At 35.0% G+C, this 18,811-nt stretch carries 14 protein-coding genes; 7 read left to right on the top strand and 7 right to left on the bottom strand.

The genetic code is table 11. The features are described 5' to 3' along the window. Positions 1-781: 781 nt before the first annotated feature. Complete coding sequence (locus tag ACFIMA_RS05680; RefSeq protein WP_375652809.1) at positions 782-2,563, bottom strand: glucan ABC transporter ATP-binding protein/ permease; 1,782 nt, start codon at positions 2,561-2,563, stop codon at positions 782-784. Positions 2,564-2,769: 206 nt separating this feature from the next. Here ACFIMA_RS05680 and ACFIMA_RS05685 point away from each other — a divergent pair, with 206 nt between their 5' ends. The 6 genes from ACFIMA_RS05685 to ACFIMA_RS05710 all read left to right on the top strand — a co-directional run bounded on the left by ACFIMA_RS05685 (position 2,770) and on the right by ACFIMA_RS05710 (position 10,815). Next, positions 2,770-3,753: an RluA family pseudouridine synthase gene (locus ACFIMA_RS05685; RefSeq protein ID WP_375613134.1), complete on the top strand. Its 984-nt coding sequence runs from the start codon at positions 2,770-2,772 to the stop codon at positions 3,751-3,753. A 795-nt stretch (positions 3,754-4,548) separates the two neighbouring features. Continuing rightward, positions 4,549-5,568: an ATP-binding cassette domain-containing protein gene (locus ACFIMA_RS05690; RefSeq protein ID WP_375629017.1), complete on the top strand. Its 1,020-nt coding sequence runs from the start codon at positions 4,549-4,551 to the stop codon at positions 5,566-5,568. Next, on the top strand, positions 5,543-6,367 hold the full coding sequence (locus ACFIMA_RS05695) for an ABC-2 family transporter protein (RefSeq protein ID WP_375652816.1): 825 nt from the start codon (positions 5,543-5,545) through the stop codon (positions 6,365-6,367). The genes ACFIMA_RS05690 and ACFIMA_RS05695 overlap by 26 nt, the downstream gene beginning before the upstream one ends. Next, positions 6,351-7,139, top strand: coding sequence for an ABC-2 family transporter protein (locus tag ACFIMA_RS05700; RefSeq protein WP_375652820.1), 789 nt, complete (start codon positions 6,351-6,353; stop codon positions 7,137-7,139). Before ACFIMA_RS05695 ends, ACFIMA_RS05700 begins: the two co-directional genes overlap by 17 nt. Before the next feature lie 2,405 nt (positions 7,140-9,544). Further along, positions 9,545-9,904, top strand: coding sequence for a hypothetical protein (locus ACFIMA_RS05705; RefSeq protein ID WP_375613153.1), 360 nt, complete (start codon positions 9,545-9,547; stop codon positions 9,902-9,904). 545 nt (positions 9,905-10,449) lie between these two features. Then, positions 10,450-10,815 carry a response regulator gene (locus ACFIMA_RS05710; RefSeq protein WP_273724078.1) on the top strand — a complete coding sequence of 122 codons (366 nt, stop codon included), beginning with the start codon at positions 10,450-10,452 and terminating at the stop codon, positions 10,813-10,815. Positions 10,816-11,126: 311 nt separating this feature from the next. Here the strand turns inward: ACFIMA_RS05710 and rpsI are convergent, their stop codons facing one another. Together rpsI and rplM are read right to left on the bottom strand one after the other, a co-directional pair. Further along, a complete protein-coding gene (gene rpsI, locus ACFIMA_RS05715; protein WP_015856545.1) occupies positions 11,127-11,612 on the bottom strand; it encodes a 30S ribosomal protein S9 in 486 nt (161 codons plus the stop codon). Positions 11,613-11,614: 2 nt separating this feature from the next. Further along, complete coding sequence (rplM, locus tag ACFIMA_RS05720; protein ID WP_015856544.1) at positions 11,615-12,079, bottom strand: 50S ribosomal protein L13; 465 nt, start codon at positions 12,077-12,079, stop codon at positions 11,615-11,617. A gap of 296 nt (positions 12,080-12,375) precedes the next feature. On the opposite strand from rplM, the gene recJ reads away from it, so the two are divergent. Then, positions 12,376-14,160 (top strand): single-stranded-DNA-specific exonuclease RecJ, encoded by a 1,785-nt coding sequence (recJ, locus tag ACFIMA_RS05725; RefSeq protein ID WP_375693190.1) that lies wholly within the window; start codon positions 12,376-12,378, stop codon positions 14,158-14,160. Between the two features lie 17 nt (positions 14,161-14,177). Here recJ and parE read toward each other — a convergent pair whose 3' ends face one another. The 4 genes from parE to ACFIMA_RS05745 all read right to left on the bottom strand — a co-directional run bounded on the left by parE (position 14,178) and on the right by ACFIMA_RS05745 (position 18,687). Then, complete coding sequence (gene parE / locus ACFIMA_RS05730; RefSeq protein WP_375621422.1) at positions 14,178-16,244, bottom strand: DNA topoisomerase IV subunit B; 2,067 nt, start codon at positions 16,242-16,244, stop codon at positions 14,178-14,180. A gap of 81 nt (positions 16,245-16,325) precedes the next feature. Continuing rightward, positions 16,326-17,063: a lipoyl(octanoyl) transferase LipB gene (gene lipB / locus ACFIMA_RS05735; protein WP_375613128.1), complete on the bottom strand. Its 738-nt coding sequence runs from the start codon at positions 17,061-17,063 to the stop codon at positions 16,326-16,328. Between the two features lie 146 nt (positions 17,064-17,209). Beyond that, positions 17,210-18,061: a TPM domain-containing protein gene (locus ACFIMA_RS05740; protein ID WP_375693191.1), complete on the bottom strand. Its 852-nt coding sequence runs from the start codon at positions 18,059-18,061 to the stop codon at positions 17,210-17,212. Further along, complete coding sequence (locus ACFIMA_RS05745; RefSeq protein WP_375613126.1) at positions 18,061-18,687, bottom strand: LemA family protein; 627 nt, start codon at positions 18,685-18,687, stop codon at positions 18,061-18,063. The genes ACFIMA_RS05740 and ACFIMA_RS05745 overlap by 1 nt, the downstream gene beginning before the upstream one ends. Positions 18,688-18,811 lie beyond the last annotated feature (124 nt).

Consider the following 18,811-nt stretch of genomic DNA (forward strand, 5'->3'; position numbering starts at 1 on the left):
TTTTATTTTGCTTGTTATGTACAAGAAAACAGTTTTTTGGTTTATTATTAAAAGGTTTTGAAAAGAATATTCTCCTATCTTTATAAATCTTTATTTCAAGTTATAAAGTAATGAATTATCAATATAAATCAAATGAATATCACATAAATCTAAAGATTTAGATTAATATCTAATTTATTTATGATAAAATTGCTTTAATGTATTGAATTATAATGATAATTTATCGTTTTATCTTTTGAATAAGAGCTACGAATATTCGTAGGGTTTTATTATTTCAAATTCTGTGTATGTTAAATTAATCAAAACCACTCATGAATGTCGTTGTGAAATGGGCTTAAGAGCATTGAAAAATGTTTCTTAAAAAAGTCATATGAATGTGCAAAACAATGATGTTCTGTTCTTTATGAGAGGACTATAAAGAACGTGATAAACAAAAGTGCAAAGCAATACATAATATTCATTATTTAAAAGATATTACTTTAGTTCGTTTTGAAATTCGTAAAGCTGAGTTAAAAGAAGACGGTAAAACTGGAAATTGTTTTTACCTTTACATTTTCCCTAAATGAGAATGTATACTCGTCAGTATGCACAGATATAGGAAAATATTTTTGTTCTAATCTAGTAAAATTGCAATAGCAGAGAAAATACTAAACTGTTTTAATATTTTTCTTAAATACCTAAAATGGATTGTGGCATTTTTAGAAATCTTTTTACTTGTATCATATATAAGAACTCTTATTGTATTGAAGAGGATTTTTTGGCTTGAAAAAGAGTATTAATTTTATGATGCTATGGCTTCATGTAAGGGGATAACATTTTCTCCTTCTCTTTCTGGTGGTTTGATTGTTAAACCACTTGCCTTTAAAAAATTAGAGAAACGTCCCCCTTTATCGATCAATTCTTGAAAGTTTCCTTTTTCCATTAAGTGACCATGATCCAGAAAGAGTATCACATCAGCATTGCGTACTGTTGAGAGGCGATGTGCTATAATAAAAGTAGTGCGGTTATGGCTTATGCAATCGAGAGCATCTTTGACACGTGCCTCTGTTTCAACATCAAGAGCGCTTGTTGCTTCATCTAGAATGAGAATAGGGGCATTTTTTAAAACAGCGCGTGCAATTGCTAGTCGTTGTTTTTCTCCACCTGATAATTGAGATCCTCGTTCGCCCACCATTGTGTTATAACAATCAGCTTTTTTTAGAATAAAATCGTGAGCTTCTGCTATTTTTGCTGCTTCATAAAGTTCTTCATTCGTTGCGCTCGCTTTTCCTATTGAAATATTGTCATGAATAGTACGGTTGAAAAGACCCGAGTCTTGAAATACTGTTGCTAGAGATTTGCGTAAAGATTCGCGATTGATTGAGCATATATTTATTCCATCAATGGAGATATGCCCAAGGGTAGGGTCGTATACGCGCTGCAACAGATTGATCAATGTTGTTTTTCCAGCCCCTGTTGGTCCTACAATCGCAACAGTTTGTCCTGCTTTAACTTCAAAGGAAATATCAAAAACACCTTGAGAAGAATTTGGGAATTGATAGGTCACGTGATGAAATTGTATGGCGCCTTTAACATTTTGGAGGGAAGGAAGATTTTGCGGTTCGTTAACATGAAAGGTTGAGTCTTCCATTTCAAAAAATTCTTGCAGTTTTGCTTGTGAGGATATTGCACAATTAATAAAATTGCTCATTTGGTCTAGGCGGCTAATCATGAGTTGTGCAAATCCAACAAAAGCAACGACTTCACCTACTCGTAATTGATCTTTTGCAACAAAAAAAGCTCCAAGGAGAAGAACACAAACGATTGAAATTGTTGAAGCCATTCGATTTAAGCCACTGGCGAGCGCCCACCAATTGAGAACAGGATTTTGTGCTTTAAGAAGAGCATTTGTATGTTGATGCAGTATGGAAGTTTCTTCTTTTATTCGGTTATAACTTTGTACAATGGAAACATTAGAGATTGAGTCACTGACATGTTTAAAAAGGTTATGATGATAGCATTCTACAGCGGCTTGTCCGTCTTTTGTTTTTCGCATCACTAAACGTGCAATTAATACATAAATGATGGCAAGCACAACCAAGACTATTGAAAGACGCCAATTCATATTAAACGCTATGGGGATGAGAACCAATAAGGCGACAAGCGTTGAGAGATGTTGGCGCATAAAATCAAGCCATATGGTTGACATGGAATCTATTGCGCGCAAAAGTGTATGGAGTGCGTTGGAAGTTCCACGTTGTTGATGCCAAATTAAAGGCATGGCAATGATACGTTCGAAAGATTCCGTTAAAACCGTTAAGCGGCGTCTATGGGCTAAGCGGTCAGCACCGCGAGCAACAAGGACATAAGCAATAATATGTGAAAGTCCAAAACAAACCCAAATGGCAAGAGTAGGGATGATAGCTGTTTTGTCTGTAATAGAATCAATAACTTGTCCAAATAAAATAGGTTCTGCAATAGTGATAATAGCTAATATAACATTAGCGGTACAGATTAAAAGGGATGCATTTTTTTCTCTATTTAGGTAAGTGAGAACACGTGCATAGGTTTTGAATAAGGACACGGTTAATTATCTCCATTCGCTATTAAGCGTAAAGGCTGTTGATTTTTACAACGCTTAGTTTTTAGCTAATAAAATTTGGACGTTAAGAAAAGGAAATTTTGGATACTAACTGTAATATGGTGTGATAAAACCAACTAAAATATGAATTTTTGTGTTTATAAAGGCGCAAAAATAGATCAATAAAATTATCAGGTAAGGGAATTTTCATGGCAGGCATAGAAATAAAAAAAGTTGAGGCAGATGAAAATGGAATGCGCTTAGATCGCTGGTTTAAAGTGCATTATCCAGGACTTGGTTTTGGAGCTTTGCAAAAATTGTTGCGTTCTGGTCAGATACGGGTTGATAGTGGACGTGTTAAAGCTGATACGCGTCTTTGTATAGGGCAAGCTGTTCGTATTCCACCTCTCCCTATTAATGACAAGGAGAGTCTTTCAATAACGGATAAAACACTTCGTGGGCAGGATGATGGGACCGTTTTGAAAAAAATGCTGCTTTATGAAGATCCAAAGGTATTTGTTTTTAATAAACCAGCTGGATTGGCTGTACAAGGAGGCTCTGGTTTAACACGTCATATGGATAGTATGCTTGAGGTATGGCGCAATAAAAAAGGTGAAAAGCCGCGTTTGGTTCATCGTCTTGATCGTGAGACGTCGGGTGTGCTTATTGTTGCGCGATCAAGGGGAGCTGCTCAGTCCTTAACTGCTGCTTTTAGAGCGCGAGAAACAAAAAAGACTTATTGGGCGTTGGTTCGGGGCGTGCCTAAAAAAAAGCAGGACAAAATTTCAACGTGGATGGTTAAGGAAATGACAGCACAAGGTGACAAAATGCGTGTTTGTGAACATGGGGAACCAGATTCATATCATGCGGTTTCTTACTATCGCGTTTTAGATACGCGAGGGCGGGCTCTTTCGTGGCTTGAAATGGAACCCTATACAGGGAGAACACATCAGCTTCGTGTGCATGCAGCCCATATGGATCATCCTATCATTGGCGATACAAAGTATTTTTTTTCTGATAGTAATTGGACATTACCAGGAGGAATTCAAAATCGTCTTCATCTTCATGCACGTCGTATTCGTATTCCGCATCCTTCAGGAGGAATATTGGACATTGTTGCACCTTTACCACCTCATATGGTCCAAAGTTTTAATCTTTTATCTTTTAATGAGAGTGATGCTGAAACCGACTAAACAAACTTCATTTGTTCTTTTTGATTGATACAAATTTTATCTATAAATTTGATAAGATGAATAGGGCATCATTTGAAGAAAGTTTTTGATAAGTCAATAGCTATGAGAAAATTGTGTTTTTGAGTGATGAAATTTTCGAATATCATGGCTTTCTTTCTACAGCTCTTTATCCATATTGATTGTATTGTTATTTTGGATATGATGTATCGTTTAATAATCTGAGTTTATGAAGCTGCTCCTTTGAATTATCTACAGAGGTCATATATTGGGGAGGCGTGTCTGTTGAGGGAGATGAGTTAGATAAAATCTGAAAGATATTTACTAAAATAGTGAAAGCAATTTTAGTTTTTTCATGGGGAATAATGGAGGCATTTTATAGTAATGCTGAGGGAAAGTAGCCTCTCAAAAAATTCCTATTGTCAAGGATTTTTGTTTTGTTATCAATGTGGTTTGATATGCTTATAGTATAGATTTATGCTTTGTATCTTTGCTTACACAATGAAGCCTTCTTAGCAAAGCTCTCCTTTCAATGACCAATTATTTTTCTACTTACTTAGTTTATCCAAAAGATTATCTTTCATAAAAGAAGAAATAAGTTTTTAGTATCTTAATGCTTCATTGAAGTGAACTCATCACATTGAAAAAATATCTAGACAAAAAATTGGAGATAAAACGTCAGGCGCGTTTTATTGCTCTAAGGAGGGCTTGAACACTTCTGTTTTTTCTAGTGAACAAAAACAGATATTTATTATGGAAACATTCAAAGGGGGGATAAGTTGAAATTAGGAGTGACTGATGGGATCATTATTGATTGACGTTAATAACGTCTCAAAAATATATCGCAACATTGACAGAGGAATTGGTTTTAAAAACAAGGTCTTTTCTCTCTTCAAGCCGGTTTATACAAATCATCATGTGTTAAAAGACATGAGTTTCACCCTCTTTTCAGGGCAATCGTTAGCAATTCTTGGCCCTAACGGAGCGGGTAAATCGACACTGATTAAAATACTTTCTGGTATACAATACGCTGATGAGGGATGTGTTAAAGTCCTTGGTGTTGATCCTTATAAAGCGAAGAAAAATCTGTTCAAGTCTTTGGGTGTGGTCTTTGGTCATAAGAATTGTTTATGGTGGGATTTGCCCTTACGCTACAGTCTGGATATGGTTCAACCATTATATGGTCTTGAACGCGCCTCTTTTACCCGTGATCTTAAAGAGATCGCTGAGTTACTGGGCCTTGAGCATATTATGGATAAGCCAGTGCGGATGCTTAGTCTGGGTGAGAGAGTGAAAAGTGAATTGGCATTTAATCTCTCCTTTAGACCTAAACTGTTGTTTCTCGATGAGCCAAGTATTGGTCTTGATATTACATCTAAGCATGAAATCAGGGAGCTTCTTAAAAAACTGAAAAAGGAGCGTGGCACTGGATATATCATCACAAGTCATGATATGGGAGATATTGATGGATACGTTGATGATATTATTCTCTTGCATAAAGGAAAGAAACAGTTTCATGGTAATCTTCACGCGCTTAAAAATGTCATCCCTTCTTTGGTGAGAATAACGTTTTTTTGTGAACACATGGCTGTACCTTCAGCTGTTGTAGAAAAAATTGATGAGATTGCGTTGAAATTATCTACTTCTTTAAAAGATAAGCACTTTAACGCTGAAGAATGCTCGCTGGAGGTTTCGCTGCCCCGTGAGGATTTTGCGCGTTTTGTACGCGAAATTACAACCAAATTGAACTGTACGTTCTCTGTATCCACTCCCTCGCTTGAAGAGATGCTCCGTGTTAAATTTAAAGAATTTATCTAACCACTGCTTTGGTATGTTTCTTTTTGCCAAGAATGGATTACTCACTGTTCTAAGTGATAGAGCAATGTTTTTTACCGATATTATCATTGGGACACTTTCGCCATTTGTTATTCAACTTCTATTATGGAATGCACTTTTCTCTGATACGGGCAACACCATAAATGGCTTTAGCTTTTATGATATGATGTATTATTATGCTTTTGCTTTAGTCCTAGGTCGCTTAAATAATGGTTATAATGTGATTAAGTTTTTCTCTCATCATGTTAAAGAAGGCCAATTAGAAGTATATCTTACAAAGCCCTTTAGTTATATGACACAAATGCTTTTTACTTTTTTAGGGGAGAGTGTATTATATAGCATCCCATTATTGGCTCTTTTTATTGTTAAGCTTGTTTTATCCTATGAAAATATTCTGGGATTGGTCATCGCTTTTCTGTTCTTTTTTCTGGTTGTTATTCTATCACAATTGCTTTGTTTTTTACTCTCTTTTGGAATTGCCTTATTAAGCTTTTGGGTGATTGAGTACAATATATTACTCTCTTTCAGTATTCTCAGTTCAACGCTTCTAGGGGGTGTTCTTTTACCACCATCTTTTTGGCCGGTGTGGCTTATTCCACTTATGCAATTTAATCCTTATCGTTTCATGATATCAGCTCCTGCCGAGTTTTTTGCGACGCAAAATTTAGCGTTGTTTCAGCAGTTTATTTTCGGAAGTTTTACTTATATTTTGTGTTTTTTATGCTTAATTCATATTGCTTGGAATAAAGGGATGAAAGCATATAATGGAGCGGGTGGTTGAGATGAAAATAATCCTTCATTTTATCAGTCTGAATATTCGCCGACAGATTGTTTATGGTAAGAATTTGGCTGGGGAGTTTATTCTTTCTCTATGCTATTATTTTATTCAATTCGTATTTATTGATAGAATATCTTCTTTTTCAGGAAAGATCGGTAACTATAGCAGAGATGAAATCCATTTTATCTTTGTTGTCTTTGTTTTACTTGGAATATTTTTGAATATTTTTACTAATTCTATTGAAACGTTTTTTGAAAAAGTAGCGGATGGTAAAATTGAACCATACTTGATAAAGCCCGTTTCAATCTGGTTGTTGATGTTATTTGGTTGGTGTAAACCTCTTAATCTGATCAAGCTCTTTGTTCTTTATGTTAGTGCCTATTTATTTGTATCATTACCGAATATATCCGATCTTAAGCTAAGATGGATCTCTTTTATTGTTGCAATATTTTGTGTTTTTATCGTCAATATTTGTTTTTTCATGATGTTTAATTTTGTAACATTTATTATTAGCCGTAAGATGCCTGTCGAATATTTTCATGAAATGATTTACGAGCTTTCATTTGTACCAATAGGAATTTATCCTTTAAGCATCGTAAAATGGCTTTTGTTTATGCTTCCTATGGCTTTTTCTGCTTCCTTGCCTGTGTCATTGTTGCTTGGTAAAGGCGAATGGAATATTGGATATCTTCTGTTGAGCGCTTTTCTTTCCATGGTCATGACTTTCATAAGTTATAAGAAAACAATGCGTAAATTTAATGGATTAGGGGGATGAGATGAAAGTCAGCATGATTATAAAAATAAAAAATTGAGTGAAAATTCTATCGTACTGTAAAATATCGTTATTTATGCTGGCGGTATAAGGCATGTAAAATTTACACATGAGGATTTTTTATTAGACATATTCATGCATAAAATCGGTTGTATTTCTATAGCTATGAGCAAAGAATTTACAATAAAAATCAGAGAATTAAATTTCTTGGTTTTAGATTAGTTTGAGTTTAGATGGCTGCTTGATGACACAAGCCAATGGTAAGATGGTGTACAATATTAGTAGTGCTTTCTTCTCCGAGCAAAATTTATTTTTGTTGCGTTTATAGTGCTAAAAAATTGTCAAAGATGGGTAATTTTTATATGTGCAAAATGTGGTTATTCGTGCGGATTTTGTTGGTACATTCAATATATTATTACGTGGATGAGTTTTTGCTTAAACAATAAGAAAATTGACAGAATAAAGCTTTTAAGTTGCCCGATAGAAAGCTAAGAGCTTCGCCAAACAACATAATAGCAATTATCAAGACAACAATCACATAGAGATTTTTCAGCATGCTGAGCAGTCAAAATTCAGTTAATAATTGCTTGGAAATAAAAGGATTCACCAATCCAAGCAGGCAAAAACGATGGTAACGCAACTGAGTTCAATAACATAATTAAATATATTTCTTTGTTGTACTTGTTAACTAATGGAATTATACCTAATTTTATTGTGAATTTCTTATTTTATGTTATGATTTTATTTAATATAAAGATAATTATTATGTAATATTTTAGTGTTATTATAAATATTATTATTTAATTAAATATATACAATATAAACATAATATATTTATATTATTTTAAAAAGTAATTAAATAAGATATTATTTTTTAAAAAATTATTTTCTATTTTTTTAATATTAATAAGCTCATTTTTCAATTTTTCTTAACAATGATAAGAGAAAAATGGAGTTTTACATCCTCTTTACAATAAATAAAAATGATACTTTAATCTGGTTTTGCTCTCTAAGCTTAGAGCTATACAAATGTTATTGCTTATCATTAATAAAACTAATGTGATTGATGGCGTAGAGATTACAAAGGGCTAATTTTTTTTGCATGTAATTCATATCTTTTACAAGACTTTAAAAATAACACAGAAAAAATGAGAGAGGAAGGAATAGTGAACAAGAGTGATAAGCTTTTTCATTTTCTAGTGTTATGATTACTTTTGTATTTTACGGTTCATTCATTGTATGTATGATCAATTCCAAAATTTTTATTTTAAGCTTATAGTGAATCTATATTTTAGTCTGTTATTGAAGTGTTGTCGTGATTGAGATTACAATATCACAGTAGTGAACACTCTGATTTAATAGAGAAGATTGTTTGCTAGCAAATAATCTATCCATATCAACGTTATTTAAATTTTTTTCCAAAATATATATCTATGTTAATTTTCGTGATTGATATCTTTTCTAAGATGAAAAGGGGCATGAGCTGATTTGAATATCCATAAATTTTTCGTATTAACTCAAAAAATATACGATCACATCATTTTACGGCTATTCTAGATTATCATTTTGATAAACTGAATAAGTATAGCGATGCGTCTTACAAATATTTGCAAAAATGCTTTTATTGGACATTATTAAATTTTTTATGATTTATATTTTTAATCATTTTATCTTGGTTAGAAAGAAGGTGTATTCATTTTTATTTCTCTATTTTATCTTAGAGTCGTGGAATTATATTAATGTTAGAAATTTATAATTGTGGAAGACAATGAACTTTATTAAAATTATTCCACGTTCTTGTAGAAACGCATGGCTGTGAAATCGTTGAAATGTGTAATAGCTTATGGCATTAGATTTGGCGCATTCACCAAAGTTATCCCTTATCTTACCTAATTTAGCTTTTTCAATCAAAGAGTTAAGCTGGTGCTTACGCTAATTGTAGCTGGGGCAAATATTTTTTCTCAATCTATCCTAAGGAAAAATTATTTTATAAAAATATTTATTTTACTATATTATACAAAAAAATAAAAATATTATGTGTAACTAAAAAACAACATATTGATATTTTTAAATATTATAAAATCATAATAATATTTATGATAATAAAGCTAAATTTATAATAAAAACAATAAAATAATTTTATTTTAATATATTTTTATCATTAAACTACATAATGTAAAGTACAAATAAAATAATTGACAATTATTAAATAAACATGTAACGGATATATTGTAAGTGTAATATAATATAAAATTAACAATTAAAATAAAATTATTAATTAAATTTTGTATTATATTTTTATTATCAGAAGATAAATATACTTTATCGATAGATAACGGAATGTTTTCTATTTAGAGGGGGCGGTAAAGAAAATTTATTTTACTAAATATTGTAATTAGGTGGTTATGATGAAAATATTCAAGCATTGTATAGTATGTTTTGTTGCAGTAGCGATTTTCTTTTCACAGATTTTAAGAGCCAATGCTGATTCTTTAAATGGCAGATTTCAAAATGCTGGTTTTATTTCTGTAATGACACAGGAAAATAGAGTTATTAAAGCTGTTGATATGATTATTAGCCAGTTTGGAGGACAAGGGGCTGAGAAAAATGTCCAAAAAGTTGCGGGTTTAATGGGGTTGGAGACAGCGATTTTTGGTCTCATCGCATATCTTGTATATTTCTTTACTAGAAAGCCACCGAGTCCTAACAGAGAGACAGGTGGAAGAACATTCGATGCTTTTGCTCATAGTTCATGGGCTTTGAATTAAAAGATATTATCCTTGATAAACTTTGAATTATGCTGTTATTGAATGTTTTATATTAAATAAACCGTGATATTTAATCACGGTTTATTTATTTTTTTTAATCTTAATGACCTTGATAAGTTTATCCTTTTATATCATTAAGATATTGTTTTGTGGATGCCAGTATATGGTGCATTAAATTCAGCTAATCAGTTGCTTTTTAAATTTACTTAAATTTTTTTCTCTTCAAAATGCGCATTTGAGCTAAGTTTGTGGTTGATATTTTTTTTATGATGAAAACGCGAATGCATTAATTGAGATATCCATAAACTTTGTATATCAACTCAAAAAATACAAGGTCACACAATCTTACGACTATTTGTGGGTTTTATGTTGATGAACTGAATAAGTATAGCGATGCGTCTTACAAATATTTGCAAAAATGCTTTTATTGGAATCTTTTAATCTCTTTGTGGTTTACAATTCATTTTATCATTTTATCTTAAGCAAAGAGAATGTGGATTCATTTCTATTTCTCTATTTTATCTGAGAAGGGTGGAGTTATACGAATGTCAAAAAAAGTCATGATCGTGGAAGATAATGAGCTTAATATGAAGTTATTTCGCGATCTTGTAGAAGCGAGTGGTTATGAAACCGTTGAAACACGTAATGGTCTTATGGCATTAGATTTGGCGCGTTCATCAATGCCATCTCTTATCCTTGTGGATATCCAGTTGCCAGAGGTCTCTGGAATAGATGTTATTAAACAATTAAAAGAAGATGAAGAACTTCGATCAATCCCCGTTGTTGCTGTAACAGCTTTTGCTATGAAAGGCGATGAGGAGCGAATTCGTGCCAGTGGATGTGAAGAATATATGTCAAAGCCTATTTCTGTCCCTCATTTTATTACAATGGTAAAGCATTTCTTGGACTAAAGCTTGTTAAGTGATGATAGAAAAAATATTGAAAAGCTTATAAGATTGCTAAAGTTGTCGCGTAAATATTTTTGTGCTTTAGCACGTCGATATATTACAAGTTAGTAAAACAGATTTAAAAAATTGAAACTGAAGTTTTGAATTTTTTCGGTCTATTTTTCTTGCCTTTTATCTTAAGAGAAGAGGTTGTTTTGCATTCTTGTTTTTTCTAATCGGTATAGATTTGTTCCTACATTCATCTAAAAGTCTGTTTTAGCAGTTTAAAAAAGCCCCGTTTTTGTCCGAGGCTTTATGCATTGCAAAAATTGAAATTAACGCTTTGAGAATTGGAAAGAACGACGTGCTTTTGCTTTACCGTATTTTTTACGTTCAACAACACGACTATCACGGGTAAGAAACCCACCTTTTTTCAAGATTGAGCGAAGTTCTGGTTCGTAATAGGTTAAAGCTTTGGAAATGCCATGGCGCACTGCACCGGCTTGTCCAGAAAGACCACCGCCTGCAACGGTTGCAATAATATCAAACTGGGTATCCCTATTTGTTGCAACAATTGGTTGACGAAGAATCATTCTAAGAACAGGACGAGCAAAATATTTGTCAAATTCCTTATTGTTGATCGTGATTTTTCCAGAACCTGGTTTAATCCATACACGCGCAACAGCGTCTTTACGCTTTCCTGTTGCGTAAGCACGTCCTTGTGAATCAAGCTTCTGCACGTGAACAGGAACAACATTTTCATGTGTTTCTGTAATACTTGTTACTATGCTAAGCTCAGAAAGAGAATTAATTTCAGCCATAATCAAGCAATCCTTTTGTTTTTGCGGTTTAAAGCACCAACGTCAAGAGATTCAGGCTGTTGTGCTTCATGTGGATGTTGGCTTCCAGCGTAAACACGTAGATTCTTCAATTGACGGCGACCAAGAGGCCCTCGAGGAATCATGCGCTCTACTGCTTTTTCAATAACGCGTTCGGGAAAACGCCCCTCAAGAAGTTGACGTGCTGTACGTTGTTTGATTCCACCAATATAGCCGGTATGCCAATAATATTTTTTATCCGTATATTTTTTGCCAGTGAGAGCTATTTTATCTGCATTAATGACAATAACGTTGTCACCATCATCAACATGTGGAGTAAATGTAGCTTTATGTTTGCCACGTAAGCGGTTAGCAACAAATGTGGCAAGACGACCCAAAACAAGGTTTTCTGCGTCAATAATAACCCATTTTTTCACCACTTCAGTTGGCTTTTGTGAAAAAGTTGCCATAGAAGTATCCTTTATTAGAACCCTTTTAATATAAGGGAATTTTTACTGTTTTGCGTTGAAAATTGTTACCATAGCGAAATATTTAACGCATACTACTTGCTCTGATATAATGTCTTTTGATTGACGTCAAGAGAAAATAAAAACTTTATAAAACAACATGTTACAAGAAAGGTATTATAATACCCCATTAAAAGAAGTTTGTAGACCATTTAAACTTAAAATGAATGTTGCAAAAGACTATTTTATCTTTAACGCATGATTGTATTTTATCGTTCTTCATTATAAAATAAGCAATAATGCAGTGGTCTCGTTATTTTCTCAATGTTGAATCTTCTGCTTGTGGTCAAGCTTGGTTAGATGCCCTTGATATTCAAGGGATAAATAACGCGCGCGCTATTTCTCAAAAATTTGGCTTTCCAGATCAGTTAGCTCGAGTACTTTCAGCAAGAGATGTGGATGAAGCTGAGGCTGTTGCTTTTATTAATCCAACATTACGTACGCTTATGCCTGATCCAGAAAGTTTTAGGGATATGCAATGCGCTGCAGAGCGTATTGTTAAGGCTCTTCTCAATCAAGAACAGGTTGCTGTTTTTGGTGATTATGATGTTGATGGTGCTTGTTCATCGGCACTCATAGCGCGTTTTTTTCGTTATTTTGGTATTGAAGTCAAAATTTATATTCCTGATCGTATTGTTGAAGGCTATGGTCCGAATGAACAAGCAATGAGGATGCTTGTGCAAGAAGGCGCTCGGTTAATTATCACTGTTGATTGTGGCGCAAACAGTCCAGATGCCGTAAAAGCAGCGAGGCTTGCTGGTGCTGATGTTGTGATTTTAGATCATCATCAAATGTCAGAGATTCATCAAGAAGCTATTGCTCTTGTCAATCCTAATCGTCCTGATGATTTTTCTAAACAGGGGCATTTATGTGCAGCTGGTGTTGTTTTTGTTACGTTAGCTTGGGTTCATCATTTGCTGCGGAAAAAACAATTCCAAGGGCCGCTGCCTGATCTTTTAAGTATGCTTGATCTTGTTGCATTGGCAACCATATGTGATGTCGTTCCATTACAGGGGGTTAACCGTGCTTTTGTGATAAAAGGGCTTCAAGTTGCTCGTTCTATGCATAATCTAGGAATAACAGCTTTAACAAAGGTTGCACGAATAGGGGAGCCGCTTAATGGTTTTCATTTAGGTTTTTTATTAGGTCCTAGAATTAATGCAGGAGGGCGCATTGGTGATCAAGCTTTGGGAGCACGTTTGCTTAGCTGTGAGAATAAAGATGAAGCGGACAGAATAGCAGAACAATTAGATCGGCTTAATCAAGAACGCCAAGAAATGGAGAATATTCAATTAGCACAAGCGGAATCCTATATTGCTTCTCTTTATCAAGGTCAAGAAACACCATTGTCACTTGTCATTTCTCATAAAGAATGGCATCCGGGGATTATTGGTATTCTTGCTTCCCGCCTCAAAGAGCGTTTTTTTTGTCCTGTTTTTGCTATTGCTTTGAAAGAAGATGGAAATGGCGTAGGGTCGGGACGCTCAATTAATGGTATAGATTTAGGAGCAATCGTTCGTGAAGCTGTTACACTCAATTTATTAGAAAAAGGAGGGGGGCATAGTATGGCAGCAGGAATTACAATTCAATCAACAAAAATTGAAATTTTTCGAAAATGGCTAGAAGAAAAAGTTTCTTTAATGGTTTCACAGTTGCGTGCAAAAAAATCTCTTAGTATAGATGGTTCTCTTTCTGCTTCTGGTGTTAATGAAGCGCTGTTTGAATTGCTTGAAAAAGCAGGGCCATTTGGGGCAGGGAATGCAACACCTGTTTTTGTTCTTCCCTCTCATCGACTGGTGAATCTATCTGAAGTTGGTAAAGGACATCTTCGCCTCATTGTATCTAATGTTGAAGGAAAAAAACTACAAGGAATAGCTTTTCGTGCTGTAGGGACATCGCTAGGTGATTTTCTTTTTGAAAATATTGGTGAAATGATTCATTTAGCTGGTCATCTTAGTTTGAATTATTGGAATGGAACGATCAATCCGCAACTGCGCGTGATTGACGCAGCCGCAGTGGTTTGAAAGGGATATTTTTTATATTAGATGTCTAGATTAGAAGCAAAAGTAGAGTTTTCTTGTATGAAACGAAATCGTGCTTCTGGTTTTGTTCCCATGAGACTTTCTACAGTCTTTTTCGTTTCTTGCATTTCCACGGCATCAATAGAAACACGAAGCAATGTACGTTTTTGAGGATGCATAGTCGTTTCTTTAAGTTGTTCTGCGCGCATTTCACCCAGCCCTTTAAAACGCCCGATTTCGATTTTAGCTTTTCCAGTAAATTCAGTTTTGAGCAATTCATCCTTATGAATGTCGTCACGAGCATAAGCAACTTTTCCTCCTTGCGATATTCTATAAAGGGGAGGGACGGCAAGATATAAATGTCCCTGATGAATAAGGTCAGGCATTTCTTGAAAGAAGAAGGTAATGAGCAGTGACGCAATATGAGCACCATCAACATCAGCATCTGTCATGATGATAATACGTTCATATCTGAGATCTTTTTCACGATACTTGGAGCGTGTTCCACATCCAAGAGCAAGGATCAGATCGCTAATTGTTTGGCTTGAGTTCATTTTTTCATGTGCAGCACTGGCGACATTTAAGATTTTACCACGAAGAGGTAAAATTGCTTGGTTTGCTCTATTTCTTGCTTGTTTAGCAGATCCTCCTGCAGAATCCCCTTCAACAATGAATAGTTCAGCACCCACAGCATGGTTCTGGCTACAATCTGCAAGTTTACCGGGCAGACGTAATTTACGGACAGCAGTTTTTCGACTTATTTCTCTATCTTGGCGTCGTCTAACACGTTCTTCAGCACGTTCGATAACCCAATCGAGAAGTTTTGTTGCTTCTTGTGGGGAATTTGCTAACCAATGATCAAAAGGATCGCGAATTGCATTCTCAACGATACGCTGTGCTTCAATGGTTGCTAATCGATCTTTTGTTTGTCCAACAAATTCAGGGTTACTGATAAAGACTGAAAGTATTGCGGCTGTTGAAATCATAATATCGTCAGACGTAATAATCGTTGCGCGCTTGTTTCCTATTAACTCAGCGTAGGATTTCAATCCACGCAAAAGAGCTTGACGTAATCCTATTTCATGTGTTCCGCCTTCTCCTGTAGGAATCGTATTGCAGTAAGATTGCACACAAGAATCACCACCATGCCAAGCGATAGCCCACTCAACGGAGCCATGGCCATTATTGTGTTGTGTTTTGCCAGAAAAAATTTCTGACGTTACTCGATATTCATCTTTTAGTGACGAAAGTAAATAGTCTTTAAGCCCATCGGGAAAATGAAAAACAGCTTTTTCAGGAATATTTTTTGCGCCTTCAAGTATGACGGGATCACAAGACCAGCGAATTTTTACGCCACCAAAAAGATAGGCTTTGGAGCATGTCATCTTATAGATTTTTTCTGGATCAAAAGCTGCTTTTTCACCAAAAATTTCATGATCAGGATGAAAACGAACGCGTGTACCACGACGATTATAAACATCTCCCAGATCTTCCAATCCAGATTGAGGAATACCGCGTGAGAAACGTTGGCGGTAAAGTTTTCGTTCTCGTGCAACTTCAACTTCCATATCATCAGAAAGAGCATTGACGACAGAAATTCCTACTCCATGAAGTCCACCTGCAGTTTGATAAGCCTTTCCATCAAATTTTCCCCCTGAGTGGAGTTGTGTCATAATAACTTCAAGAGTCGATTTCTCAGGCATTTGAGGATGATTTTCAACAGGAATACCGCGTCCATTATCTGTAACGGTTATATAACCGTTCCTATCTAATGAGACCTCAATAGAATCTGCATAACCCGCAACAGCTTCATCCATCGCGTTATCAATAATTTCGGCAAATAAATGATGAAGCGCTTTACTGTCTGTTCCACCAATATACATTCCAGGGCGTAAACGTACCGGCTCTAAACCCTCAAGAACTCGAATAGAGAGGGCATTATAGTCATCTTCTTGCGTATCTTTTGCACTTTTTCTTGAAATCATCGCGTTTGATTTCATTGGAGACTGCAGAGTGTTTTCTTTTGTATTTACCCGAGATTGGGCTTTATTTAAAACACTAAAAAGATCCTTTTTGTTATCGCTCATAGCGTTTAACTATCCACCTCATAAAATCAAATATTTATTAAAATAATTTTATGCCTGTTTTTTATTTAAAAATCAATGCACTTAGGAAACATCGATTGTTGGACCAAAAATTTTTTCAAAAGCGTGTTTGAGAGCAATATCAATATCATGCATTGCTACAGGGCAACCTAGATCAAGAAAGCTTGTTACACCGTGGTTTGTAATTCCACAAGGAACAATTCCTGAATAATGGGCTAAATTAGGATTAACATTGATAGAAACTCCATGAAAACTTATCCATTTGCGCACTCGAATGCCAATAGCTGCAATTTTATCTTCGGAAGAAAGATCATTTTGTTTTGATGGGCAATGAGACTGTTTAACCCAGACACCAACGCGATCTTCTCTGCGTTCGCCTTTAATATTAAAGTTGGCAAGCATCTGTATGATCCATTCTTCTAATGCACTAATGAAAGCACGAATGTCTTGTTTCCGGCGTTTAAGATCAAGCATGATATAAGCAATACGCTGTCCTGGACCGTGATATGTAAATTCACCTCCACGTCCTGCTTCATAAACAGGGAATAAATTAGGCGCCAAAAGATCTTTTTTATTTGCACTCGTTCCCGCTGTATAAAGGGAAGGGTGTTCGAGAAGCCAAACTTGTTCATGCGCAGTTTTTGCAAGAATTTTTTCTACACGTTCTTGCATATAACGCAGAGCTTCAGGATACTCAACTAGATGATCGCTTATTTTCCATTCGACGGGTGGATTTTCTAGAATTGCATTAAAATGATGTGATAAGTGATTACGATCTGTATGTTTCAATTCACATGTCATGGGTAATATTTATCTTGATGTTTGAGTTTGTATTGTAATCAATAAAAGTGATTACAGAGTAAGGTATAGAATTGTTGAATAAAAGAGAATACGTTCATAAATTTTATCTTAAGAAGATTTGCTACGCTTAAAAATCCACGTTCCTTTTACCATCTTCCTGTTGCACCACCACCACCAGATGATCCACCACCACCCCTAAATCCCCCTCCACCTCGAGGACCACCGAACCTTCCACCAGGATATCTGCCACCGGCACTTAAGTTAAGAAACCAAGGTGTGAAGATGATCCCCAGCCAGAGATACTTTTGTGGACCCACTTTTTTACCAAAAATCATTGCAAGAATGGGCAAACCAACGACTATAAAGAGAATGAGAAACATAATTGCATTGATTACCATTTCTTCTTTTTCAGCTTGTTTACGTTGTTCTTCAACGATTTTAGCTTTTTCTTTGATGCGAAAAGTAAAATCAGAATCACTTTCTGTAATAACTTTGATAATTGTATCAACTGCTTCAGCAATTCCTTTTTGATAATTTCCTTCGCGAAAATTAGGAATCATGAAGCTATTAATAATGACAGAGGAAAGAGCATCTGTTAGCTCTCCTTCCAAACCATATCCAACTTCGATACGTGCTGTGCGTTCATTCGGTGCAATGACCAGTAATACACCATTATTGATCTTCTTTTGGCCTAATCCCCATGTACGAAAAAGAGAATTGCTGTACGTTTCTATATCGTTGCCCGAAAGAGTAGGGAGTGTTAAAAGAACAATTTGATCTCCCGTTTTCTCTTCGAGTGCTGCCAGTTTTTTTGTCAAGTCTTCCTTGGTTGCATTATCGAGCAAATGAGCCACATCATTAACATAACCTGTTAAATGAGGAAATTTTATTTGCGAACAAGCGATACTTCCCAATGCAGCAACTAAATACAGAGAGCAGATAAAAGCCCATAATTTTGGAAATACAATACGTTGCAAAGAGTATCGAAATGATTTCATTAATTAAAATTAACCTTTGGTGTTTGTTGGCTATCAGTATCGATGGTAAAAGTTGGCATAGGTTTAGCATCACGAAACCATAATTTTGCCCAAATCATCGTCGGCATTGTTTTGAGTGCAGTATTGTAGGCACGTACTGTTTCAATATAATCGCGGCGCGCAACGGAAATACGGTTTTCTGTTCCTTCTAATTGTGATTGAAGAGCAAGAAAGTTCTGGTTTGCTTTAAGATCCGGATAGTTTTCAACAACAGCCATAAGTCGCGAAAGTGCACTTGATAAATTTGCTTGATTTTTGAGATATTGCTGCATAACTTCTGGATTATTCAACATATCTGCATTAATGTTGACTTGCGTTGCTTTAGCACGTGCTTCAATTACATTTGTGAAAACGCTTTGTTCATGAGCTGCGTAAGCTTTAACTGTTTCTACAAGATTGGGGATGAGATCTGTACGACGTTGATATTGATTGAGCACTTCACTCCATGCTGCATGTGCTTTTTCTTCATTTGTTGGTATCGTATTAAATCCGCACCCACTTAAAAATGGCACTAACCATGCCAAAAGAATCACGATTGGAAATTTTTTTAATATTTTAAACATTGAAGAAGTTTGTACATTTAACATAAAGATGTCTCCACAGATATTTTATGTATTATATAGGGTTTATTTTCTTGGTGGAAAGTATTTTGAACTTTATAAACAGGCGTATTTATCAATAAATTGATATCTCTCTGCGTTTTAGGTACGC

The organism is Bartonella sp. AP88HLJMH, from assembly GCF_042195605.1.
Lineage (GTDB): Bacteria > Pseudomonadota > Alphaproteobacteria > Rhizobiales > Rhizobiaceae > Bartonella.